Source organism: Luteimonas suaedae (assembly GCF_008312895.1).
GTDB lineage: Bacteria > Pseudomonadota > Gammaproteobacteria > Xanthomonadales > Xanthomonadaceae > Luteimonas > Luteimonas suaedae.
In genome coordinates, this window is record NZ_VSSP01000004.1 from 305,574 (window position 1) to 329,403 (window position 23,830).

The window sequence follows — 23,830 nt, forward strand, 5'->3', positions numbered from 1 at the left end:
GCCGATGCTGCGGCCCCAGGAATTAGGGCCTCCGGTGAAGGAGCGTCAAAGTGCCGCCTCAAGCTCCGGCAACACCTTGAACAAATCCCCTACCAGCCCGATGTCCGCGATCTCGAAGATCGCCGAGTCCGGATCCTTGTTGATCGCGACAATGGTCCCGGCGTCCTTGATGCCGGTCAGGTGCTGGATGGCGCCGGAGATACCGATGGCGATGTACAGATCCGGGGCGATGATCTTGCCGGTCTGGCCAACCTGCAGCTCGTTGGGCACATAGCCGGCGTCGACAGCGGCGCGGGAGGCGCCGACCGCGGCGCCGATCTTGTCCGCGAAGTCGAAGACGATCTTGAAATTCTCCTCCGAGCCGACGCCGCGGCCGCCAGAGACCACGCGCTTGGCGCTCTGCAGGTCAGGGCGATCGGATTCGCCGACGGCGAGGTCGACGAAGCGGGTATGCGTGGGCAGTTCGGCCTCGGCCGAAACGGCCTCGACCTCGGCACTGCCGTCGCGGGCGGCTTCCGGCCAGGAGGCGGTGCGCACGGTGGCGACCACGGCGCGGTCGCTCGGGGCCTCGACGGTGACGATGGCGTTGCCGGCGTAGATCGGCCGGGTGAAGACATGGCTCGATTCCACCGTCATCATGTCCGAGACCTGCGCGGTGCCGAGCAGGGCAGCGATCACCGGCATCAGGTCCTTGCCGAAGGTGGTGGAGGGGCCAAAGACGTGGCTGTAGCCCTCGGCGAGCTTTGCCACCTGCGGGCCGAGCACCTGCGCGACCGGATGAGCGTTGGCGTCGTTGGTGACGGTCAGCACCTTGCGCACGCCGCCGATCTTCGCGGCCTCGGCGGCGACCGCAGCGGGGTCGGCGGCCAGCACCACGATGTCGATGGCCTCGGGTTCGAGCGCCTGCGCGGCGGACACGCATTTTGCGGTCGAACCGTTGAGCTTGCCTTCGAGGTGTTCGGCGACGATGAGGACTTGGGACATGGCAGGGTTCCTTGGTGTTCCGCTTTTGTAGGAGCGCGCCTTGCGCGCGAAGCCGGCGTGGGCAGGGGTGCGGTTGGGATTAGCTAGCCGTGTTGCCGGCGGAGGAGTGCGGACTCCGGGCCGGTCACGCGGTTTCGCGCGTATGACGCGCTCCTACGGGGATGGGGATCAGAGCAGGCCTTTTTCCTTCAGCTTGGCGACCAGTTCGGCCGCATCTTTGACCATCACACCCTTGCTGCGCTTGGGCGGTGCCGCATAGCCGGTGGTCTCGAGAAAGTCCCCCGATTTCACATCGAGGTCGGCGAAGGGGATCGTCTCCAGCGGCTTGCTCTTGGCCTTCATGATGTCCGGCAGCTTGATGAAACGCGGCTCGTTCAGGCGAAGGTCGGTGGTGACCACGGCCGGCAGATCGACCTCCAGCGTCTCCAAGCCGGCGTCCACCTCGCGGGTCACCGTGGCCTTGCCGTCGGCGATGACAAGCTTGCTGGCGAAGGTCGCCTGCGGGCGCCCCCACAGCGTGGCCAGCATCTGCCCGGTCTGGTTGGCGTCGTCGTCGATCGCCTGCTTACCCAGGATCACCAGGTCCGGCTGCTCCTTCTCGATCAGCTTGAGGAAGGTGCGTGCGGCCGTCAGCGGCTGCACCGGCCCATCGATGACCACGTGCAGGGCACGGTTGGCGCCCATCGCCAGGCCGTTGCGCAGGTGCGCCTGGGCGTCCGCCGGGGCGATCGTGGCGACTACCACCTCGGTGGCGACACCGCTGTCTCGCAGGCGCAGGGCCTCTTCCAGCGCGATGTCGTCGAACGGGTTGGGCGACAGCTTGACGCCGTCTGTGACCACGCCGGAGCCGTCCGGCTTGACCTGGATGCGGACGTTGTAGTCCACCACGCGCTTGTAGCCGACGAGGATCTTCATCGTGCGAGGGGTTCCTTGGGTAAGGCCCGGCCTTGGCGACTGCGCGGGCGAGGTCGAACGCCGATTTTAACCGGCCGGCAGGGGCGACGCACAACTTCCTACGCCTGGCAGACGTCGGGAGACCGGCTTGCCGGACGCATGAGAAGCCCGAAGACCGGGCGATCGGCCCATCAGCGGCGGGTGAACGAAGATGTCGGCATGGGCGGACAATCCGGGCCGGGAGATGGGGCTGCGCCGCGAATCCCGGCCAGGCGGCGTTTGCGATAGGCTGAACAGGCATGTGCTCATAACGAACTGTCGCGCCCGGATCCGCTGCCGATCGGGGACACTGAACGCACGCACCTTCACCCTGTCCGCCCGGCACGGTGTCGCCGGCGTGCTCCAGCCCACGAATCGCAAACACCACCATCGCATGACCGATCCCTCCAGCCTTTCCCATCTCGACCGCCTCGAAGCGGAGAGCATCCAGATCCTCCGCGAAGTGGCCGCGGAGTTTCGCAATCCGGTGATGCTGTACTCGGTCGGCAAGGACAGTTCGGTGTTGCTGCATCTGCTGGTCAAGGCCTTCCACCCGGCGAAGCCGCCGATCCCGCTGCTGCACGTGGACACCGGCTGGAAGTTCCGCGAAATGATCGCCTTCCGCGATCGCCGTGCCAGCGAAACCGGCGTCGAACTGCGGACCTGGACCAATCCGGACGGCCTCGCGCAGGGCGTCGGCCCGATCAGCCATGGCGCCACCGTGCATACCGACGTGATGAAGACCCAGGCCCTGAAGCAGGCGCTGGACAAGTGGAGTTTCGACGCCGCGATCGGCGGTGCTCGGCGCGACGAGGAGAAGTCGCGCGCCAAGGAGCGGATCTTCTCGTTCCGCAACGACCAGCACCGCTGGGATCCGAAGCGCCAGCGTCCCGAGCTGTGGAGTCTCTACAACACCCGGATCCACAAGGGCGAATCGGTGCGGGTGTTTCCGATTTCAAACTGGACCGAGCTGGACGTCTGGCTCTACATCTTTCGCGAGGGCATCCCGGTGCCCTCGCTGTATTTCGCCGCCGAGCGCCCGGTGGTGGCCCGCGATGGCGCCTTGATCCTGGTCGACGACGAGCGTCTACCGCTGCGGGAAGGCGAGACTCCCACGATGAGGAAGGTCCGCTTCCGCACCCTGGGCTGCTATCCGTTGACCGGAGCGATCGAGTCGGAGGCCGAGACGCTGGAGGAAATCATCGCCGAGATGCTGGTCGCCACCACGTCCGAACGCCAGGGACGGGTGATCGACCACGATCCCGGCGCCTCGATGGAGAAGAAGAAGCAGGAGGGCTACTTCTGATGAACGGTAGCGCCGAACAGGCCGCGAGGGCCCGATCCGCAGTTGCCGCCTACTTGCAGCGGCATGAGACCAAGAGCCTGCTGCGTTTCATTACCTGCGGCAGCGTTGACGACGGCAAGAGCACGCTGATCGGCCGCCTGCTGCACGACACGAAGCTGCTGCTGGACGATCAGTTGGCCGCGCTCGAAGCCGACAGCCGGCGCCATGGCACCCAGGGCGACGCGATCGACTTCGCCCTGCTGGTCGACGGCCTGTCGGCCGAGCGCGAGCAGGGCATCACCATCGACGTCGCCTACCGCTTCTTCGGCACCGACAAGCGGAAGTTCATCGTTGCCGACTGCCCCGGCCACGAGCAATACACCCGCAACATGGCCACCGGCGCCTCCACCGCCGACCTCGCCATCGTGCTGGTCGACGCCCGCAAGGGCCTGCTGACCCAGACCCGCCGCCACAGCTACATCGTCTCGCTGATGGGCATCCGCCACGTGGTACTCGCGGTCAACAAGATGGATCTGGTGGACTACGACCCGAAGGTGTTCGACGATATCGTCGCCGGCTACCGCGAACTGGCCGAGCAGATGGGCATCCCTAACATCACCTGTATTCCGTTGTCGGCGCTGAAGGGCGACAACATGCTGGAGCGCTCGGCCGCGACCCCGTGGTATCAGGGCGAAACCTTGCTGGAGCATCTGGAAACCGTGGATGCCGGCCGCGAGTCCGGCACCGGGGCATTCCGCCTGCCGGTGCAGTGGGTGTGCCGGCCCGACCAGGATTTCCGCGGCTTTGCCGGCACCGTCGCATCCGGGCCGGTCTCGGTCGGCGAGGACATCGCGGTGCTGCCGTCGGGGCAGCGTTCCCGCGTGGCCCGCATCGTCACCGCCGGCGGCGACCTGCAGCGGGCGCTTCCCGGCCAGGCCGTCACCCTGACGCTGAGCGACGAGATCGATGCCAGCCGCGGCGATGTCATTGCCGCCGCCTCCAGTCCGCCGGAGGTCGCCGACCAGTTCGCCGCTCACCTGCTGTGGATGGACGAGCAGCCGTTGCTGCCCGGCCGTCCGTACTGGTTGAAGATCGGCACCCGCACCGTCGGCGCCCAGGTCACCGAGATCAAGCACAAGATCGACGCCAATACCCAGGACCAGCTGGCGGCCAAGTATCTTGGGCTCAACGAGGTCGCCTACTGCAACCTCTACCTCGACCAGCCGATCGCGTTCGAGGCCTATGCCGACAGCCGCGAACTGGGTGCCTTCATCCTGATCGACCGCCAGACCAACGGCACCGTCGGCGCCGGCACGCTCAACTTCGCCCTGCGCCGCGCCGGCAACATCCACTGGCAGCATATCGACGTGGACAAGGCTGCACGTGCCCGTATCAAGCACCAGCAGCCCAGGTGCCTGTGGTTTACCGGGCTGTCCGGCTCGGGCAAGTCCACCATCGCCAATCTGGTGGAGAAGCGCCTGTTGGCGATGGGCCATCACACCTACATCCTCGACGGCGACAACGTGCGCCACGGGCTCAACAAGGACCTCGGTTTCACCGACGAGGACCGGGTCGAGAACATTCGCCGCGTCGCCGAGGTGGCGAAGCTGATGGTGGATGCGGGCCTGATCGTGCTGGTCAGCTTCATCTCGCCGTTCCGCGCCGAACGGCGCATGGCGCGGGAGATGTTCGACGAGGGCGAGTTCCAGGAAGTGTTCGTGGACACGCCGCTGCAGGTCGCCGAGCAGCGCGACGCCAAGGGCCTCTACGCCAAGGCGCGGGCCGGCCAGATCCGGAACTTCACCGGCATCGATTCGCCGTACGAGCGCCCGGAACGGCCGGAGCATGTCCTCGACACGGTCGCAGAGGACGCCGCCGTCCTGGCCGAGAAGCTGGTGAAGACGCTAGTGCCTGATTAGCACATCCGCCCGCAGACGCGTCGCGAGCGTGGCGACCAAACGGTCGGCGGCGCCGGGCGAGTGGGACAGGAACAGCGATGGCTCCGTCAGCTCCAGTTCCAGCAGGTGCGGGCGGCCGTCGTCGCGGATCAGGTCGATGCGGGCATAGGGCAGGGGCCGGTCGAGTCCGAAGCGGCGCCGCACGACAGCCAGCACGGCGTCGGCCAGCGACCGCTCGTCCGCCGCCGCCTGACGCGGGCTGATGCTCTCGGCCGCCGGAGGCGTTTCCCCGGTGCCGCCTTCGGTCAGCAGCGGTCCCTTGCGGATTGCATGGCTGAATGCGCCGTCGATGTAGACCAGTGCCGTCTCGCCCAGCTCGTCGACCGTGGCCAGGTAGGGCTGCAGCAGCACGCTGCGTCCGGCATCGAGCAGGCGGGCGACGTGGCTAGCGGCGGCGACCTCCTGGTGCACGGCATGGCGTTGGGCGTCGCGGGCGCCGGCGCCGACCGCCGGCTTCACCACGAAGCCCTGATCGTGTCGCACGGTGGACAAGAAGGCCTGCAGTGCCGGCAGCGGCTCGGCGTCGGGCTCGACGAAGGTGCTCGGGATCACCGCCAGACCGTCGGCCGCGAGGTCGGCCAGGTAATGTTTGTCGCTGTTCCAGCGCACCACCGGCAGTGGGTTGAGCAGGGTGGTAGTGCGTTCCACGTCCGCGCACCAGGCCAGGAAGTCCGGCCGTCGCAGGGCGTAGTCCCAGGTGGAACGCAGCAGTACGAGGTCGAAGCGGCCCCAGCCGACGCTCGCGTCGTCCCAGGCCAGCGCCTGCGCCTCGAGCCCGGCACGGGCGCACGCCGCCAGCAGCAGGGGCATGTCGTCGTCGTGGCCGGTGACCGCGATGGCGGTGGCAAGGGCGATGCGTGGCATGCCGTCAGTGTAACGGCCGCTCGCGCCGCGCCATTGCCCGAAAGTACGGTCGGCCCGGCGGCCGCCAGACGGTAGACTGTGCCTCTTTCCGCGTGAGGAGTCGCCCGATGGCCGAGGCCCTTGCCCCGTCGAGCGGGGATGCCAAGAACAAGCTCTATCCGGATGCCGCCGCGGCGCTGGATGGCGTGGTCGCTGACGGCCAGACGCTCGCCGTCGGCGGGTTCGGCCTGTGCGGCATCCCCGAGGCGCTGATCGCCGCGCTGCGCGATTCCGGCGTGAAGGCATTGACGGTGATTTCCAACAACGCCGGCGTCGACGGTTTCGGCCTCGGGTTGCTGCTGGAAACGCGCCAGATCCGCAAGATGATCTCGTCGTATGTGGGCGAGAACAAGGAGTTCGAACGCCAGTACCTGGCCGGCGAACTCGAGCTGGAATTCAATCCGCAGGGCACGCTGGCCGAGCGCCTGCGCGCCGGCGGCGCCGGCATCCCGGCGTTCTTCACCCGCACCGGCTACGGCACCGTGGTGGCCGAGGGCAAGGAGACGCGGCAGTTCGGCGAGCACCACTACGTGATGGAAACTGCGCTGACCGCGGACGTGGCGCTGGTCAAGGCCTGGAAGGCGGATCGGTCCGGCAACCTGGTGTTCCGCAAGACCGCGCGCAATTTCAATCCGACCTGCGCCACTGCGGGCAAGGTCTGCGTGGCGGAAGTGGAGGAGGTGGTGGAGATCGGCGCACTGGATCCCGACCATGTGCACCTGCCGGGCATCTACGTCGACCGCATCGTCCACAACCCGAACCCGGAAAAGCGCATCGAGCAGCGCACCGTCCGCGCCGCCTGAGGGCCTTCACCTTCTCCCTCCGGGAGAAGAGCCTGCCCTCGAGTGCTTTGGTCGGGGGTGGCGCGAAGCGCCGGATGAGGGTACGACGAAGCAGTAGAGGCCTGAACCATCGCGACTTCGCCGTACCCGCACCCCAACCCCTCTCCCGAAGGGAGAGGGGCTTAAAGCATAAAAAGGAGACCGACAACATGCCGTGGACCCGCGACCAGATGGCGCAACGCGCCGCACAGGAACTCACCGACGGCGCCTACGTCAATCTCGGCATCGGCCTGCCGACGCTGGTGGCCAACCACATCCCCGACGGCGTCGACGTCTGGCTGCAGTCGGAGAACGGCCTACTCGGCATCGGCCCGTTCCCGACCGAGGAGGAGGTCGACGCCGACCTCATCAATGCCGGCAAGCAGACCGTCACCGCGCGCAAGGGCGCCAGCTATTTCGGCAGCCACGACTCGTTCGCGATGATCCGCGGCGGCCACATCGACCTGGCCATCCTCGGCGCCATGCAGGTCACCGGCAAGGGCGACCTGGCCAACTGGATGGTGCCCGGCAAGATGGTCAAGGGCATGGGCGGGGCGATGGACCTGGTCGCCGGTGTCAAGCGCGTGGTGGTGCTGATGGAGCACGTCGCGAAGGACGGCGGCCACAAGATCCTGCCCGAATGCACGCTGCCGCTGACCGGGCTGGGCGTGGTCGATCGCATCATCACCGATCTGGCGGTGCTGGACGTCACCGAAGACGGCCTGGTGCTGGTGGAGACGGCCCCCGGGGTTGGTGTCGACGAGCTCGCGGAGAAGACGGGAGTACCGTTCGCAGGCGGCTGAGCGCGCGTGCATGAGCTGTTGTGAGCGACGGCAGTCGCGACAGATGAGGCAAGAAATCAGTCGCGACTTCCGTCGCTCCCATACATGCCCATACACATCTAATCTGCCTGCTTCGAGTGCCGACTCACAGATTCTGGTAGTTCGGCCCGGCGCCGCCTTCCGGCGTGACCCAGGTGATGATCTCGTACGGGTCCTTGATGTCGCAGGTCTTGCAGTGCACGCAGTTGGCGGCATTGATCTGCAGGCGCTTGCCGTGCGCGGCGGCGGCGTCCTCCACGATCTCGTAGACCGCGGCCGGGCAGAAGCGGGTGCAGGGATTGCCGTACTCCTCCGCGCAGCGGGTCACGCAGACCTCGGTGTCGTGCACGATCAGGTGTACGGGCTGGTCCTCGTCATGCTCGGTGGCGGCGAAGTACACGCCAGCCAGGCGGTCGCGCGGCGGCAGGTCGCGCGATACGTAATCGGTCTCGGGGCCGTCGGCGCTGCGCCCGTCGAGCTTGTCCAGCGAGGACCAGTCGGCCTTCACCTTCAGCGTCCACGGCGACAGGCCGCCGGTCGCGGTCTCCCAGGCGGCGTTGGCCAGCCCGAACCACAGGCCCTTCTTGAAGCCGGGCTTGATGTTGCGGACCTTGCGCAGCTCGGTCATCGCCTCGGACGCGCGCAGCTTCGCATCGAAGCCGGCGGGTGCGAGCGCGCCGGCGGCGAGGTGCTCGGCGGCCAGCATGCCGCTGCGGATCGCCTGGTGCGTGCCCTTGATCTTGGGCACATTGAGCAGGCCGGCGGTATCGCCGATCAGCAGCGCGCCCGGCATCTCCACCTTCGGCAGCGATTGCCAGCCGCCGGTGACGATGGCGCGCGCGCCGGCCGAGAGGATGTTGCCGCCTTCCAGCAGCGGCTTGATCATCGGGTGGTGCTTCCACTGCTGGAAGGCCTCGTACGGGCGAAACTTGGGATCCGCATAGTCGAGGCCGCTGACGTAGCCGATGGCGAGCCGGTTGTCGTCGAGGTGATACAGGAAGCTTCCGCCGTAGGTGCGGTTGTCCAGTGGCCAGCCGAGCGTATGCACGATCCTGCCGGGCGACACGCGTCCCTCTGGCAACTGCCACAGCTCCTTGATGCCGATCGAGTAGGCCTGCGGGTCGCTGTCGGCATCGAGCGAGAAGCGCTTGACCAGGCGTTTGGTGAGATGCCCGCGCGCGCCCTCGGCCAGCACCGTGACCTTGGCGCGGATATCGATGCCCGGGGTGTAGCCGGGCTTGTGCGAGCCGTCGCGGGCGATCCCCATGTCGCCGATGCGCACGCCGACAACCGTGCCGTCGTCGTCGTGCAGGGTTTCGGCAGCGGCGAAGCCCGGATAGATCTCCACGCCCAGCGCCTCGGCCTGCGGCGCCAGCCACGCGCACATCGCACCCAGCGAGACGATGAAGTTGCCGTGGTTGCGCATGCCCGGCGGCAGGATCGGCGCTTTGCGACCGCCGGTCTTCGACAGCAGCCAGAGCTCGTCCTCCTTCGCCGGCACGCAGACCGGGGGCGGGTTGTCGCGCCAGCCGGGCAGCAGCGCGTCGAGCGGGCCGGGCTCGATCACCGCGCCGGACAGGATGTGCGCGCCGATGGTGCTGGACTTCTCGATCACGCAGACCGAGATCTCCGGATCCAGCTGCTTGAGGCGGATCGCGAACGCCAGCCCCGCGGGCCCGGCGCCCACGGTCACCACGTCGTACTCCATCACGTCGCGTTCGGCTTCGGCTGGCTGGTTCATGCTGGCGTCCCGAATGGCATTCCGGGGATTGTCGCGGGTTTGCCGTGAATGCGGCAAATTCGGGCGGATCCGGCGGCTGCAGATCCGATCGTGCCGTCGCCCCTGTAGAGCGGCGCTTGTTCCGCTATGCCGGCTCCGGAGCCGCGGAGCAAGCTCCGCTCTACGGGGCGGGCGCAGTCGGCGGGTCATCTCGCGGGTGCGGCCGGCGCGCATCGTCCCGTATGCTACGGCGTCATGTCGCTGACCTCCGTGCCGCTTCCCGACGCCGATCTCGCCTTCGATCCGAGCTGGCTCGACGCGGCAACGGCCGATGCGCTATTCGCCGAACTGCTGGCGCAGGTGCCGTGGGAGACGCACCGCATCCGCATGTTCGGGCGCACCGTCGACAGTCCGCGGCTGAGCTGCTGGATCGGCGATCCGGAGGCGAGTTATCGCTACTCGGGGACGCGATTCGAGCCGCGGCCCTGGCCGCAAGCGCTCGCGCCGCTGCGCACGCGGCTGCGCGAGGACACCGATGTCGACTTCAACAGCGTGCTGGCGAACCTGTACCGCGACGGCCGTGACCGCATGGGCTGGCATTCGGACGACGAGCCGGAGCTCGGTTCGCGGCCGACGATCGCATCGATCAGCCTGGGCGCGCCGCGACGTTTCCTGCTCAAGCGTCGCGACGGGATCGGCGAGCGCCTGGCGCTGGCATTGCCGCACGGCAGCCTGCTGTTGATGCGCGGCGAGACGCAGCGCCACTACCGGCATGCGTTGCCGCCAACCGCCAGGCCGATCGGCGCGCGGATCAACCTGACATTCCGTGCGATCCGGGCATCCCCGTCGTAGGAGCGCGCCATGCGCGCGATGCCGCGGGCGCTGACAGGATCCGGCGGTTGCCGCGATTCCGAATCGGCAGGCGCGCCGGCCACCGGGATTCGCGGGCGGTGCGATGCCCGCGGCATCGCGCGCATGGCGCCCTCCTACGGATCTTCGCGCTCGGTCGGATCCGTCGGTGGCGGGGATGTTCGTGCCCGGTCGGACCGGTCGGTGGTGGGGATGTTCGCGCCCGGTCGGACCCGGCGGGGGGCAGATGCTGCCGCGCCGGCGCTCAGGCCCGCTCGAGCCAGCCGTGGGTATCCGGCGTGCTGCCGTCGAACAGGCCGAAGAACAGTGCCTGCAGCCTGCGCGTTACCGGGCCGGGCTTGCCGGCGCCGACCTGGCGGCCGTCGACCGAGCGGATCGGGGTGATCTCGGCCGCGGTGCCGCACATGAACAACTCGTCGCACAGGTACAGGTACTCGCGCGGCAGCTCGCGCTCGACGACTTCGATGCCGTCGGCGCGGGCCAGCGTGATCAGGCTGTGGCGGGTGATGCCGTCGAGCAGCGCCGCGCTGGTCGGCGGCGTGTGCAACGCGCCGCCGAACACCAGGAACAGGTTTTCGCCGGCGCCTTCGCTGAGCAGCCCGGTCGAGGCCAGCGCGATGCCCTCGCCGAAGCCGAGCCGGCGCGCCTCGCGCGCGACCAGCTGTCCGGACAGGTAGTTGCCGCCGGCCTTGGCGCCGGCGGGAATGGTGTTGGGCGCGAAGCGCTGCCAGCTCGACACGCAGGCGTCGATGCCGGTCTCGAGTACGCCCTCGCCCAGGTAGGTGCCCCAGTTCCAGGCGCCGACCGCTACGTCCACCGGCGTTTCCGCCGACAGGCCGAACCCGCCCAGGCCGCGGAAGGCGATCGGGCGCAGATAGGCGGTGCCGAGCGCATTCCTGTGCAGCACCTCGCGGCAGGCGGCGTTGAGCTGGTCGAGCGTGTACGGGATCTCGATCTCGTGGATCTTCGCCGAGGCGAACAGGCGCCGGTTGTGGTCCGACAGGCGGAAGATCGCCGGGCCGTCCGGGGTGCGATAGCTGCGGATGCCCTCGAACACCGAGGAGCCGTAGTGCAGCGCGTGCGCCATCACGTGCGTGGTGGCCTCGGCCCAGGGCTTGATGCCGCCGTTGTGCCAGATCCATTCGGGGTACTGCATGCGGCGGCCGCCTTGGTATGGAGAACGGCGCATTCTAGAGCGTGGTATGTGCCTTGGAGTGCCTTACCCACGCGTCCGGGCCGCTGCGAGGCAAGACGCGTGCCGTCGCCAACCTTGGCCGCCTTGGGCACGCAACGCCGCATCGCTGCGGGAGGCGCTTCGAAGCGCCCAAAAAACGACGGCCCGCGCAAGGCGGGCCGCCGGTGGCCGGGGACGAGGGTCCGGCCGGGGGACGGGTGCGCTGGCCGCAGGGTCAGCGGAAGCCGGCCATGGTGCCGCGGCGCAGGTTCAGCAGGCGCGCGTTGTCGTGTCGGGTGCTGGTGCCCATCGCCGCGCCGCCGTAGGTCCGGCCGGGATTGGACCAGTAGTTGATGCGCGGGCAGCCGGCCGGGCAGTTGTAGGCCATCACCGTGCGCCAGGACGAACCCGGGTGCAGGTAGCCGTGGCCGTACCGATAGGCCGTGTTGTTGGCCGGGGCCTCCGGGTTGTGGTGGGCGCCGAAGTTGTGGCCGATCTCGTGGGCGAAGGTGTAGTACCCGGTCGTGCAGCTGTAGTGCGCCACGGCGAAGGCGGATGCGGCGTTGGCGTTGAGGTAGGCGACACCGCACGACGAACTGTTGTTGACCACCAGCACGTTGAGATCGGCGGCGATGCTGTTGCGGGTGCCGTGCCAGGCGTCGAGATGGCCGTCGCTGGTACCGGCGAAGCGCGACAGGTCGGTGCTGAGGCCGGCGCTGTTGTAGGCGATGGTGTAGACGCCCGCCAGTTGCAACGTCACCTCGACGCCGCTGTTGGCGTATCCCTGGTTGCTTTCGGCCACTGCCAGGTTGGCGAAGCCGACCACGTCGCCGATCGCGCTGGCGGCCGAGTTGGCGACCAGCACGCCGACCCGAATCACGGTGTTGGCCTTGTCGGCCAGGACGGCCAGATCGAGCTGCAGCGGCGCGCCCGGCTTCGGGTCGTAGTCCGCCGGGTGGTCGGGCGGCATCAGCGCCTCGTCGACGCGATTGATCACGTGCCCGCCATCGGCCAGCGGGCGGATCTGGTACAGGCGGCCGCCGGTACGCACGGTGCCGGTCAGCTTGTCGCCGTTGCGGACGATCAGCACCGAGGACTGCGGATCGTCGGCGATCTCCTCGTCGCCGAACAGGCGCAGGCGTGCCTTCGTCGTACCGAGATCGCCGACCACCCCCGACCAGACCAGGGTGCCGTCGGGATTGCGATAGGCGACCTGTTGCTCGCCGCGCACGGTGATACCGGGTTCGAGTTCGAGCAGCAGCGTTTCGGTGGCTTCGTCGATCTGCGCGGCGTCGGCGCGCACCAGGCGGCTGGCGACGATGGCGGGATCGGCCCGGATAGCCGCATGGACCCGGTCGGACTTGGCCTGCGCGGCCGCGACATCGGGAAGCGGAGAGAACAGCGGAGCGGGCTCGGCGGCGGCCGCGCCGGCGGCGAGGCCCGCGAGCACGAGGCCCAGGGCGCGTGACAGGTGACGGCGGGACATGGCGACTCTCCTTGTACGGTCATTGACGGGCGTGTGGAGGGACGCCGGCGGCAGCATTCGGGACTGCGAGTGCACGGAGGAACGATTGCGCGTCCGACGCTACTCCGTCTGCGCGTTGCCGCCACCGGAATCGTTCGCTTCTGTGAAGCGGCCCCGCATACATCTGTGATTCGAATGTAAAGATTTCGTCGGCCGTTCAACCGGGCAGCGATGCATGTGACGGCGGCCACAGGATTCGAAGGCGGCAGGGACGGCTCATGCGAATCGCGACCGGGTGAAAACCCGTGCCCGACACGAATGGCACTTACTTGAGTGCTTCGCCCGATTGCGGGATATCACAGCCTTGCGCCGCTGCCTCGTAGGAGCGCGCCATGCGCGCGATACCGCGGGCGTCTCCGATCCGGTCATCGACGGTCCCGCCACGAACCGGAAGGCGCGCCGGCGGACGGGGAATCGCATGGCGGCACAATGCCCGCGGCATCGCGCGCATGGCGCGCTCCTACGGATCTCCAGCCGTGCGCCCCGGGCCGCTCGGCCGATGCCTTGCATGTCCACGCAAACAGGCAAAAGGAACTTAGCTGTGAGTAAGCGCCATTCGTGTCCGACACGTCATCGCACGGCGCGGCCTACAGGCTCACCCACCAGCAGTCGAGATGCCGGCGCAGGCTGAAAATCGTGCGCATCGGCGCCACGCTTGCGCCGACGGTCTGCTCCAACCGCAGCGCGATCGGCCGGCGATCGGGGGCCGCGCGGAACCCGTCGCCGGCCGTCACGCTGGCGCTGATGCCGGCACGCTCGGTCACGACCATGGGCGTTGCCGGGCGCAGCGCGACGATGTCGACCAGCGGCTGTTGCACGACCCGGTCGAGACGGTCCATCGTGCGATAGCCCGCGCCATTGGACATGCCGGCCCAGTGATAGACGCCGGCCAGGCGGTTGACGTCGCGGCTGTCGATCGCGGTAGTCATCTCGTGGATCAGATCGTGCAGGTTGCGCGCGCAACCGCCACGATAGGCTTGCGACGCCTGCACGGCGGCGCTCCGCGGCGCGCGCTCCACCGCGCCCAGGTCGCTGCACCTGCGGTCGGTATAGATGGTGCCGCCGTCGGGCGTGGTGCAGCGGTTGATCTGCGCTTGCGCCGCCGACAATGTCGTGACGCCCGCCGTTGCCAGGCCGAGGGCGGTGAAGCAGAAGAGGGCGCGGCGAATCATCGCGCCAGCCTAGCGCCCGCCTCGCCCGCCGGGAAGTGAGGATCGGTGCGGGCGCGCATTCAGCCGGGCCATGCGGCTCGCGCGCGGCGCGCCCGCGAATTGTGCCGGCACCCACCGTAGGAGCGTGCCATGCGCGCGATGCCGCGGGCATCGCGTCGCCCGCAGAGTCCGGTGACCGGCGCGCCTGCCGGTTAGGAATCGCGGCGTTCACCGGATTCTGCCGGCACCCGCGGCATCGCGCGCATGGCGCGCTCCTACGGGTGGGGCTATCAGCCACGGCAGCGCTGCCCCTCCGTTCCCTGCAGCAGCCGCAACAGGTCCGCGCACATCGCCTCGGGCGAATCGTTCGAACCGAACAACAGCCGCACGTCGCCGGCACGGTCGAACACGTAGACGCCGGCGGAGTGGGCGACATCGTAGTTGCCGTGCCGGTCGGGCGCGCCGTAGCTGTAGGTGGTGCGGTAGCGGCGGCCCAGCGCGCGTAGCTCCTTCTGCGTGCCGGTCACGCCGATGAAGCCGTCGCCGAAATGCGACGCGTAGTCGGCCAGCCGCGCCGGATCGTCCCGCGCCGGATCCACCGAGACGAACATGACCTGCACGTCTTCGGCCAGCGCCTCCGGAAGCCGGCGCCTGGCCTCGGCGAGCCGCGCCAGCGTGGTCGGACAGATATCGGGACATGACATGAAGCCGAATGTCAGCAGCGTGGCGCGGTCGCGCAGCTCCGCCTCGGTGAGCGGAGCGCCCTGCCGTGTGCCGGACAGCCGCAATTCCAGCGGCGGCAACAGGCCCGTGACGTTTCTGGTCTCCCAGGGTTCCCCGCCGGCGCAGGCGGCGAGTACGAGCATGGTCAGCAACAGTGGGAGGGATCGCGATCGCATACGGCGCAGATCTCCGGCAGGTCAGGGCGCGGGCGCCGGAAAGGCCGCCGCCTCGGCATCGCCGCGCGCCCGCCCGAGGTGCCGGGCCAGCAGCACCATGACACCGGCCATGCTCATCATCACCGGCGGCAGCCACGTCAGCAGTCCGCCGATGTGCTGGTCCTCGAGCGCGGTGATCGCCAGCGCGCGGCCGCAGACGTCGTAGACGTCGAACAGCGGCCGCTCGGCCAGCGCGATCGAGGCGCCCAGCAGCACCTGCGGCGGGATGATGGCGATCAGCAGCAGTATCCGCCCGCCGAGCGTCAGGCTCGGCGTGGCGCCGTCGCGCTCGTCGGCGAACACCAGCCACCAGAACAGCAGGCCGTCGAGCGCCATGCTCCAGTTCATCAGCCAGTACAGGCGTTGGTCGAGCATCGCGGCGAAGTGTACCGACGGGATCAGCCAGAACGCGATCAGGCCGACGAACAGCGTGGCCGCCAGCCACGGCGTCTGCAGCAGGCGATAGCCGTGGCGCAGCGTGCGTGCCAGCCGCGGGGCACGCGCGCCGGCGGAGCGCCACGCCGGCAGTGCCGCCACCAGCGCCGCGCCCGGTGCCGATACCGCGATCAGGAACGGCGCCAGGTGATGCAGCACCAGATGCTGGCCGCGATGGGCGAAGAACAGGTAGCGTGCGTAGTAGTCCAGGCGCGTCTGCATCACCAGGTACATGAGTGCCACGCCGACCAGGAACGCGACGATGCGCCAGGGCGCGGGCGCGGCCCCGCGCGCCAGGCCGAGCGCATAGAGCACCACTGCGCCGCCGCAGGCCGCCAGGGTCAACGGCGAGGCTTCCCATGGCAGCAGCAGGTGGGGGAAATGGCTCATGAGGCTCGAGGGGCAGGCTTGGTGGGCGGGCCAGCCGGGCGGAGGCTGCTTCGGTGCGGTCTGTGCGCATGCGCGTGCCCGGTGATCATCCACCGCGTCACGTGGAGCCGGCGTGGTCGTCGTGCCGCGGAACGGTGCCTCGCGTCAGGCTACAGGTCCTCCACGACCATATCGTCGTCGCGGTGCCTGGCGCGATACGTCGCACCGTGAATGCGGCGGGCGCCTTGCGATCAATCCCGCTACCGTCACTCCCGCAACAGCGGGAACGTTACGCATGAAGCGCCAAAGTCCATGGATCCCCGCCTTCGCGGGGATGACGCCGTCGCGGCGCGATGTCCCTTAGTCCAAGACCGGATTTCATGGAGATGCCGCCGGACACGGAGCAGCGCTCATGGCGCGGGCTTGTCGACCACTCGTCGCGCGTCCGGCGCGGGTGCATGCGCGGGCGATGCGGCGCGCCGAAGCGCGTGTCGCCTCAGGCCAGCCGCGACAGCAGCGTCTGCGTGGGCTTGGCCAGGTTGAGGGTGTAGATGTGCAGGCCGGGCGCGCCGCCCTCGATCAGCCGCCGGCACAGCGTGGTGACGATGTCGGCCCCGAACTCGCGCACCGCCTCGGCATCGTCGCCGTAGGCCAGCATGCGCTTGCGCATCCAGCGCGGGATTTCCGCGCCGCATGCTTCGGAGAAGCGCCGCAGCTGCGAGAAGTTGGAGACCGGCATGATGCCCGGCACGATCGGCACTTCGATCCCGGCCTTGCGCGCCGCATCGACGAAATGGAAGTACGCCTCGGCGTTGTAGAAGTACTGCGTGATCGCCGCATCCGCGCCCGCGTCCACCTTGGCCTTGAAATGGCGCAGGTCGGCCAGCGCGTCGTCGGCCTGGGGGTGGGTCTCCGGGTAGCAGGCCACCTCGATGCGGAAGGTGTCGCCGAATTCGTCGCGGATGAAGGCCACCAGGTCCGAGGCGTAGCGCAGGTCGCCGGGGTGTCCCATGCCGGACGGCAGGTCCCCGCGCAGCGCCACGATGCGCCGGCAGCCAAGGTCGCGGTAGCGCACCAGCAGGTCGCGGATCTCCTCACGGGTGCCGCCCACGCACGACAGGTGCGGCGCGGCGTCGAAGCCGTGTTCCTGGTGCAACCGGCGCACGGCTTCCGGGGTGTAGCTCAGCGTCGAGCCGCCGGCGCCGAAGGTGCACGACACGTACTCGGGCGCGTATCCGGCCAGCTTGTGCGCGGTGCGGTCCAGCTGCGCGCGCTGCTCGTCGGTCTTGGGCGGGTAGAACTCGAAGCTGATCGGGGTCATTGCGGTCGCCGGTCGGGTCCGGCCGCATGGTATCGCTTTATCGCGATGGATGTGAAATCGTAACCAGGGCGGACATGTCGCGGAGAGATGGCTCGACGCGAACCAGGCATGCCCGGTGCATCGGAGCGCCGGCGGCGAGCCCGGAGGCGGTCGCGCGCAAACTTTCCTATCGAATGAAGACAGGTCCCATCGATTGATCGCGCCGACGCCCGACGCAGACTGGTCCGACCAGACGAACCTGTGCAATCAACATGGCCTATCCCGACGCCACCCCGGACCAGATCGAATTCTTCCAGCAGCACGGCTACCTGCTGGTGACCTCGGCGATCCCGCCTGCCGACCTGGCACCGCTGGAGTTCTGGTGCGACCGCCTGCTCGAGAACAAGGAAGAGTTGGCGAACGACTGGGCCTGGGACCAGAACGAGGCGCGCGACAAGCGCTCGTTCCGGATCGTCCAGGCGTCCCCTTCCAAACTATGGGCCGACATCGACAAGCAGCGCTACCGGACCTGGCTCGCCGATTTCAGCGCGCAGCTGATGCGGCAGCCGATGGAGTTCTGGTACGACCAGTTCCTCGGCAAGCCGCCGCAGAACAGCGTCCCGACCTACTGGCACCAGGATGAGGGCTACTGGGGCAGGAATCTCGAGGACCGCGGCATCACCGGCTGGATTCCGCTTCACGCCGTCGACGAGGTCAACGGCTGCATGCACTTTATCGACCGTGGGCATGCGGATGGCATCCTCCCGCACCACCTCGTTCCCGGCGTCCAGAGCGACCTGCTGACCTGCGAGGTCGACGAGCGCCGTGCCGTGTCCTGCCCGATGGTGCGGGGCGACGTGGTCTTCCACCATTCCAAGACCCCACACATGAGCGGCACCAACGACGGGCCGCACTGGCGCAAGGCGGTCACCAACCATCTGCGGGTGGCTGGCACGGCAGGGGAGGGCGATCACTATCCGTGGCGCGTCAAGGTGAACCAGCGGACAGGCGAGCGCAAAGCGGTCGGCATGTGAGGACCGGCGACGCCGGCCGGCCGGACCAGTGCGGCTGCACGGCAAGCGGGCCACGTGACTGACACGGCAGAGGCGTTCCAAAGAGCGATCCGGCGATGGGGCGAGGCGATACGAGGCCGCCTCGATGCGTCGGTTTGCCCTGCCGTCGCCGATGGAGGCGATCACGGACAGACTCCCGTCACTTTTCGGGGGGCGCAGGCCGGCGCGAGGATGGGCTTCTCGAGTCCCTCACAAGGTCGCCGGCCTGTACCGGGCGTTTACCGTGCGGTTGCAGCAACGCAACTGAAAACTGAGTGAAGCATTCGCTCCATAGGATCGCCACACCACGCCACCGTTCGGTGGCGTTCCTTTTTGGCCTTGCAGAACCCAGATGAACGAACGCAGCAGGAACCGCCTCTCCCTCGCCGTCGCCGGTGTACTCGCGCTCGCGGCCATGGCCCCGGCCTTCGCCGCCGATGACACCGGTACCAACGACGCCGACGCGGTCACCCTCGACACCGTGCGCGTGACCGCGAACTACGGCTACCAGCCGATCGACGTCAAGCAGGCAGCGCCCACCATCGTCGACTCGGTGAGCTACGACGACATCGAGGCGCCCACCGGCGACAACTCCATTGCCTCGATGCTGGTGCAGGTGCCGGGCGTCAGCTACGAGGGCGACGGCGACGAGCCGCGCTACATCACCATCCGCGGCATCTCCTCGGACCTCAACGTCACCACGCTCGACGGCCTGGCGCTGGCGACCACCGGCGAGAACGGCTCCGGCAGCCGCCGCGTCAACCTGCAGCTGGTCCCCAGCGACATCGCCGAGCGCGTCGACGTGTTCAAGGCCTTCACCGCCGAGCAGGACGCCGCCGCCATCGGCGGCGCGATCGACATCGTCTCGCGCTCCGCGTTCGCCACGCCCGGCCCGTACTTCATGGTCGACGGCTACGGCATCTATTCCTCGTTCGAGGGGCCGGCGGGCGAGAACGCCGGCGGCGCCGGCAAGTCGCACTGGGGCAAGGGCCTGAAGACCGCCTTCGCCAACCGCTTCGGCGCGGACGGGCAGTTCGGCGTGGTGTTCACCGCGCGCTACCAGGACCGCGTACGCAATTCCAACAAGAACTGGGCCGACGCCCGCACCTACTTCGACGCCGACGGCGCGCCGATCGCCGCGCCGGACCCGGCGCTGGGCTGGGACGGCCGCAACTCGCTGGCCAAGTTCGCCTACGGCGACTACAGCAACGTCATCACCAACAAGGGCGCCTCGCTGAAACTGGAGTGGCGCCCGCGCGAGGACATCGACACCTTCCTGATGGGGTATCTCTACAACCGGCGCGAATCGTCGACGATGAATTCCACCAACATCATCGGCGATCCCAGCGACGTCCGCGACCGCACCCAGGACACCGGTACCGTCGCCGTCGACTACATCCAGTCGGTGGTGCGCTACAACCAGTGGGACCGCACCGCCAGCGGGCTGACCAGCGGCATGGACTGGCACCTCGACGACCTCTCCACGCTGTCGCTGCGCGCCGGCTACACGCGCGAGCAGTACAAGGACACCCAGCCCTACCTGCAGACGCGCACCACGCCGGATGGCCAGTACTTCAGCTACCTGATGAGCAGGCTGCCGCAGCTGACCGGCTACATCGGCGACCCGTTCTCCAACCCGTACCTGCTGCGGGCCGCCGAGATGACCCATACCCGCGCCCAGCAGAACGTGCTCGACCTGCGCGCCGACTACGCCTTCAACCTGGCCCCCGGCGCGACCGGCTTCGGCTTCAAGGCCGGCGCGCGCTGGAGCCGGCTGCGCATGGACAAGGACGTCGACAGCCTGCGCCGCGTCACCGGCAGCGACGCGACCGGCTACATGTACGACCCGGGCTACTCGCACCACGGCAGCGGCGGGCTGGTCGTGCCGTGGCCGGACTACGACCACTTCTACGGCAGCGTGTTCCCCGGCCTGCCGGTCGACGAGGCGGCCACCCATCGCCACAGCACGATCGCCGACTACGCCTACGAAGAAGAGATCGCCAACGCCTACGTCTCGCTGCACTACGCCACCGACGCCACCCACTACATCCTCGGCCTGCGCTACGACGACACCACCTTCGACGGCCGTACGCCGCTCACCCTCGACGGCGTGCTGACGGACGAGATCGCCCGCCCCAACGGCGGCTACGCGAGTTGGCTGCCGTCGTTCAACGTCGTGCACGACTTCAACGCGCAGTGGAAGCTGCGCGGATCGGTCAGCCGCACCGTTGGTCGTCCGACTCCGGGCAACGTCGCCCAGGCCGAGAGCCGGACCTGCGGCGAGGAGGTCACCGGCTGCAGCATCACCCGCGGCAACCCGGACCTCGACCCGCGCCGCGCCGACAACTACGATCTCGCCATCGAGCGCTACTTCGACGGCGGCAACGCGCTGGCCGCGCTCACCGCGTTCCGCAAGGACATCGACGACGACATCTTCACCCTGACCACTGAAGTGGAGAACGACGGCGTGCTCGATCGCATCCGCCAGCCGATGAACGCCGAGACCTCGACCATCCAGGGCCTCGAACTCGCCCTGGTCAACCGCGCCTTCGGCTTCCACCCGAACCTTGGCGCCTCGTTCAACGTCAGCCTGCTGGACGGCGAGATGAACTATGTCACCGACAGCGGCGGCCGCACGCTCGACCGCATGTTCCACCAGCCGGACTGGATGGCCAACCTCACCCTGACCTACAACGTCCCGGCCATCCGCGGCACCGCGCGCCTGTCGGTCAACCACCAGGACGACTATCTAGGTTCCATCGGCTCCACGCCGTGGAACGACAAGTTCGTCGACAAGATGACCACGGTCGACTTCTCGTTCTGGCACCAGGTGGGCGAGCGCTGGACCTTCAAGTACGAGGTCGACAATCTGCTCGATGCGCATCCGGAGTGGTACCACACCCGCGACATCGGCGGCACGATCTCGCAGCGCGACGAGTACGGCCAGGGCGTCTACGTCCACGCCATCTACGCGCTCTGACCCACCACCGCGTCGCCGCCCGGCGTGGCGGCGGCGCCCGTTCCGGAAGCCCTTGCATGACCCACGACAACAACCGCCGGCGCCTGCTCCGCGCACTGGGCGCCGGTGCCGCCGCCACGCTGCTCGCCCCGTTCGAGCATGTCTTCGCCCAGGACGCGCCGCGCAACCTGCTGACCGACCCACGCTTCGACCGCGACCCCTTCCAGCTCGGCGTCGCCTCCGGCGAACCGGCGGCCGACGGCTTCGTGCTCTGGACCCGGCTCGCGCCGCAGCCGCTGGAGCAGGGCGGCGGCATGGTGATGCGGCCGATGCCCGTCGCCTGGGAACTGGCCGAGGACGAAGGCTTCCGACACGTGGTCCGCAGCGGCCACGCGCTGGCGCGGCCCGAACTGGCGCATACCGTGCACGTCGAACTCGAAGGCCTGGCGCCGGGCCGGCCCTATTGGTACCGCTTCGTCGCCGGCGACGCGGCCAGCCCAATCGGCCGCAGCGCCACCCTGCCGGCCGCCGGCGCGCGCGTGGACCGCGTGCGCTTCGCCGTCGCCGGCTGCCAGCACTACGAGGAAGGCCACTACACCGCCTGGCGCCGGATCGCCGAGGAGCCGCTGGACTTCGTCTTCCACTACGGCGACTACCTCTACGAGGGTGCCGACACTGGGCCCGGCGAGCGCCTCATGAACGGCCGGCCGTTCACCCCGCTGCGCCGCCACGTCGGCGGCGAGATCTACTCGCTGGACGACTACCGCCGCCGCCACGCCCTCTACCGCGGCGACCGCGACCTGCAGGCCGCGCATGCGTCCGCGCCGTGGTTCGTCAGCTTCGACGACCACGAGGTCGACAACAACTGGGCCACCGACCGCGACCAGGACGGCACCCCGCCGGAGCTGTTCCTGCTGCGCCGCGCCGCCGCCTTCCAGGCCTACTACGAGCACATGCCGCTGCGCCGGCGCGCCATGCCCGCGAACGGCCACATGCAGATGTTCCGCCGCGCCGCCTGGGGCGACCTGCTGACCGCGCACTTCCTCGACACCCGCCAGTACCGCAGCAACCAGATCAACGGCGATCGCGACGGCGACTTCGGCGCGGCCACGCTGGACCCGGAGCGCACCATGCTCGGCGCCCGCCAGGAAACCTGGCTGCACGACGGCCTGCGCCCGGACGACCAGCGCTGGCATGCCGTCGCCCAGCAGGTCGGCCTGGCCAACCTCGCCATGCGCCGTGGCGACAGCGGCGAAGTGGTGCGCTCCAGCGACCAATGGTCCGGCTATCTCGCCGCGCGCCGTCGGCTGCTCGGCCACATCCACGACGCCGGCATGGGCAACGTCGTCACCGTCTCCGGCGACGCGCACCGCCACTTTGCCAGCGACCTGCTGCAGGACAACGGCGAGGGCGCGCCGATATCCTGCGAATTCCTCGCCACCTCCATCACCTCCGGCGCCGACGGCGTCGGCGAGGACGACGACTTCACCCGCAACACCCGCAGCCTCAACCCGCACCTCAAGGCGATGACCGACAAGCGCGGCTACGTGCTGTGCGACGTGACCCGCGACCACTGGCGCGGCGACCTGAAGATCCTGGACCGGGTGATGACGCCCGACGCCCCGGCACGCACTCACGCCAGCTTCGTCGTAGAGCACGGCCGCCCGGGCCTGCAGCCGGGGTAGGGCGGCCGGCTGCATCGCGCCACGCCCATGAACGCAAGGGCAGGCATCCCTCCGGCATCTCGCGTTGAAGCCCCTCTCCCTCCGGGAGAGGGGTTGGGGTGAGGGTACGGCGAAGCCCCAACGGCTCAATTCGCCACCGTGTCACTGCACCCTTACCCAGCCCTCAACCAAACCCACCTGGCTCGCCTGCCAAAAAAACCTGCAACGTACTGACAACCGCGCCCTATGGGGTTATCGTCAGCCCAGGGGGATCTATGGCACGCAGGAAGCAGACCGCACTCAAAGCCCTGGCCACATTACCGTGGCCAGTAGGCATCACCACGGAATTCTCGGATTCCTCGCCATCTGCCATGCCATCGCCTGGTGGATGGCCTAGTCCGGCGGCCCCGCTCGGGCAGGCGTTCGCGCAGCAGGCGCCAACCTTCGCATCCATCGCATGGACGGTCCTGGTCCTGTGTTGGTACGCCGCACTCGCCTCCTGGCTCGGTCGCCGCAAGCGCCGTCGCCTGCTCGACACCCGCACCGGACCCGACAGCCTCGCCGCCCTGGGCTGGACAATTGCTCGACTTGTATGCGCCAAACGCCAGCAAACAGTCCGGCTTTCCTCTTTCCATCCCCACCGTAGTTAGGGCTCACACCGAACCTTCCCCACACTCAACCACTGCAAGGAGCAATACCGATGTCTGACGACATGCGGATCACCAGCCCCGTTTCCATTAAGACTGATAGCGCATCAAGAGTTGCATATGACCTCATGCGATTCATCGGCGAGGACATTGAAAGCGGCGATAAATCCAATCGCGAGTACTGGCTCACTCTGTACCGTCAATGCTACAAGGCTACTCATGGCCATACGCTCAAGTACTTGCTCGACCGGAATAACGATTGAGTTGGTGAGCGGTGAATTCAACCACCAAGTGCGACAGCCCTCAGTAGCCGAGTAGGCG

Annotated in this window: 20 protein-coding genes; 9 read left to right on the forward strand and 11 right to left on the reverse strand. The window is 68.4% G+C overall.

Annotation, left to right across the window (positions count from 1 at the left end):
* Nucleotides 1-45: 45 nt before the first annotated feature.
* Entirely contained in the window at nucleotides 46-984 is a 939-nt protein-coding gene (locus FXO19_RS09085) for an electron transfer flavoprotein subunit alpha/FixB family protein (protein WP_149194755.1), read from the reverse strand.
* A gap of 168 nt (nucleotides 985-1,152) precedes the next feature.
* Nucleotides 1,153-1,899 carry an electron transfer flavoprotein subunit beta/FixA family protein gene (locus FXO19_RS09090; RefSeq protein ID WP_149194756.1) on the reverse strand — a complete coding sequence of 249 codons (747 nt, stop codon included), beginning with the start codon at nucleotides 1,897-1,899 and terminating at the stop codon, nucleotides 1,153-1,155.
* 412 nt (nucleotides 1,900-2,311) lie between these two features.
* Here FXO19_RS09090 and cysD point away from each other — a divergent pair, with 412 nt between their 5' ends.
* Together cysD and cysN are read left to right on the forward strand one after the other, a co-directional pair.
* A complete protein-coding gene (cysD, locus tag FXO19_RS09095; RefSeq protein ID WP_149194757.1) occupies nucleotides 2,312-3,223 on the forward strand; it encodes a sulfate adenylyltransferase subunit CysD in 912 nt (303 codons plus the stop codon).
* Nucleotides 3,223-5,121, forward strand: a complete 1,899-nt coding sequence (cysN, locus tag FXO19_RS09100; protein ID WP_149194758.1) for a sulfate adenylyltransferase subunit CysN — start codon at nucleotides 3,223-3,225, stop codon at nucleotides 5,119-5,121. The genes cysD and cysN overlap by 1 nt, the downstream gene beginning before the upstream one ends.
* Here the strand turns inward: cysN and FXO19_RS09105 are convergent.
* Nucleotides 5,107-6,024, reverse strand: coding sequence for an ATP-grasp domain-containing protein (locus FXO19_RS09105; RefSeq protein ID WP_149194759.1), 918 nt, complete (start codon nucleotides 6,022-6,024; stop codon nucleotides 5,107-5,109). The two genes, cysN and FXO19_RS09105, sit on opposite strands and share 15 nt — an antisense overlap.
* A gap of 107 nt (nucleotides 6,025-6,131) precedes the next feature.
* Here FXO19_RS09105 and FXO19_RS09110 point away from each other — a divergent pair, with 107 nt between their 5' ends.
* A complete protein-coding gene (locus FXO19_RS09110; protein WP_149194760.1) occupies nucleotides 6,132-6,866 on the forward strand; it encodes a CoA transferase subunit A in 735 nt (244 codons plus the stop codon).
* Nucleotides 6,867-7,054: 188 nt separating this feature from the next.
* On the forward strand, nucleotides 7,055-7,687 hold the full coding sequence (locus tag FXO19_RS09115; protein WP_149194761.1) for a CoA transferase subunit B: 633 nt from the start codon (nucleotides 7,055-7,057) through the stop codon (nucleotides 7,685-7,687).
* 124 nt (nucleotides 7,688-7,811) lie between these two features.
* On the opposite strand, the gene FXO19_RS09120 is transcribed toward FXO19_RS09115, so the two are convergent.
* Entirely contained in the window at nucleotides 7,812-9,446 is a 1,635-nt protein-coding gene (locus FXO19_RS09120) for an electron transfer flavoprotein-ubiquinone oxidoreductase (RefSeq protein WP_149194762.1), read from the reverse strand.
* A 234-nt stretch (nucleotides 9,447-9,680) separates the two neighbouring features.
* Between FXO19_RS09120 and FXO19_RS09125 the strand changes: the two genes are divergently transcribed.
* Nucleotides 9,681-10,277 carry an alpha-ketoglutarate-dependent dioxygenase AlkB family protein gene (locus tag FXO19_RS09125; RefSeq protein ID WP_149194763.1) on the forward strand — a complete coding sequence of 199 codons (597 nt, stop codon included), beginning with the start codon at nucleotides 9,681-9,683 and terminating at the stop codon, nucleotides 10,275-10,277.
* 262 nt (nucleotides 10,278-10,539) lie between these two features.
* Here FXO19_RS09125 and FXO19_RS09130 read toward each other — a convergent pair whose 3' ends face one another.
* From FXO19_RS09130 to metF, 7 genes are all read right to left on the reverse strand, one after another.
* Nucleotides 10,540-11,451: a branched-chain amino acid transaminase gene (locus FXO19_RS09130; protein WP_149194764.1), complete on the reverse strand. Its 912-nt coding sequence runs from the start codon at nucleotides 11,449-11,451 to the stop codon at nucleotides 10,540-10,542.
* Between the two features lie 253 nt (nucleotides 11,452-11,704).
* On the reverse strand, nucleotides 11,705-12,955 hold the full coding sequence (locus tag FXO19_RS09135; RefSeq protein WP_149194765.1) for a M12 family metallo-peptidase: 1,251 nt from the start codon (nucleotides 12,953-12,955) through the stop codon (nucleotides 11,705-11,707).
* Between the two features lie 304 nt (nucleotides 12,956-13,259).
* Nucleotides 13,260-13,445, reverse strand: a complete 186-nt coding sequence (locus FXO19_RS09140) for a hypothetical protein (protein ID WP_149194766.1) — start codon at nucleotides 13,443-13,445, stop codon at nucleotides 13,260-13,262.
* Nucleotides 13,446-13,581: 136 nt separating this feature from the next.
* Nucleotides 13,582-14,166, reverse strand: coding sequence for a DUF4124 domain-containing protein (locus FXO19_RS09145; RefSeq protein ID WP_149194767.1), 585 nt, complete (start codon nucleotides 14,164-14,166; stop codon nucleotides 13,582-13,584).
* Nucleotides 14,167-14,435: 269 nt separating this feature from the next.
* A complete protein-coding gene (locus FXO19_RS09150; RefSeq protein WP_255516364.1) occupies nucleotides 14,436-15,011 on the reverse strand; it encodes an SCO family protein in 576 nt (191 codons plus the stop codon).
* 54 nt (nucleotides 15,012-15,065) lie between these two features.
* Nucleotides 15,066-15,908: a cytochrome c oxidase assembly protein gene (locus FXO19_RS09155; protein ID WP_149194769.1), complete on the reverse strand. Its 843-nt coding sequence runs from the start codon at nucleotides 15,906-15,908 to the stop codon at nucleotides 15,066-15,068.
* A 475-nt stretch (nucleotides 15,909-16,383) separates the two neighbouring features.
* Nucleotides 16,384-17,208: a methylenetetrahydrofolate reductase [NAD(P)H] gene (gene metF / locus FXO19_RS09160; protein WP_149194770.1), complete on the reverse strand. Its 825-nt coding sequence runs from the start codon at nucleotides 17,206-17,208 to the stop codon at nucleotides 16,384-16,386.
* A 251-nt stretch (nucleotides 17,209-17,459) separates the two neighbouring features.
* Here metF and FXO19_RS09165 point away from each other — a divergent pair, with 251 nt between their 5' ends.
* From FXO19_RS09165 to FXO19_RS09180, 4 genes are all read left to right on the forward strand, one after another.
* Nucleotides 17,460-18,221 (forward strand): phytanoyl-CoA dioxygenase family protein, encoded by a 762-nt coding sequence (locus FXO19_RS09165; RefSeq protein WP_149194771.1) that lies wholly within the window; start codon nucleotides 17,460-17,462, stop codon nucleotides 18,219-18,221.
* Nucleotides 18,222-18,591: 370 nt separating this feature from the next.
* On the forward strand, nucleotides 18,592-21,219 hold the full coding sequence (locus FXO19_RS09170; protein ID WP_149194772.1) for a TonB-dependent receptor: 2,628 nt from the start codon (nucleotides 18,592-18,594) through the stop codon (nucleotides 21,217-21,219).
* A 56-nt stretch (nucleotides 21,220-21,275) separates the two neighbouring features.
* Nucleotides 21,276-22,883, forward strand: coding sequence for an alkaline phosphatase D family protein (locus tag FXO19_RS09175; protein WP_149194773.1), 1,608 nt, complete (start codon nucleotides 21,276-21,278; stop codon nucleotides 22,881-22,883).
* 679 nt (nucleotides 22,884-23,562) lie between these two features.
* A complete protein-coding gene (locus FXO19_RS09180) occupies nucleotides 23,563-23,772 on the forward strand; it encodes a hypothetical protein (protein WP_149194774.1) in 210 nt (69 codons plus the stop codon).
* The last annotated feature ends 58 nt before the right edge of the window (nucleotides 23,773-23,830 follow it).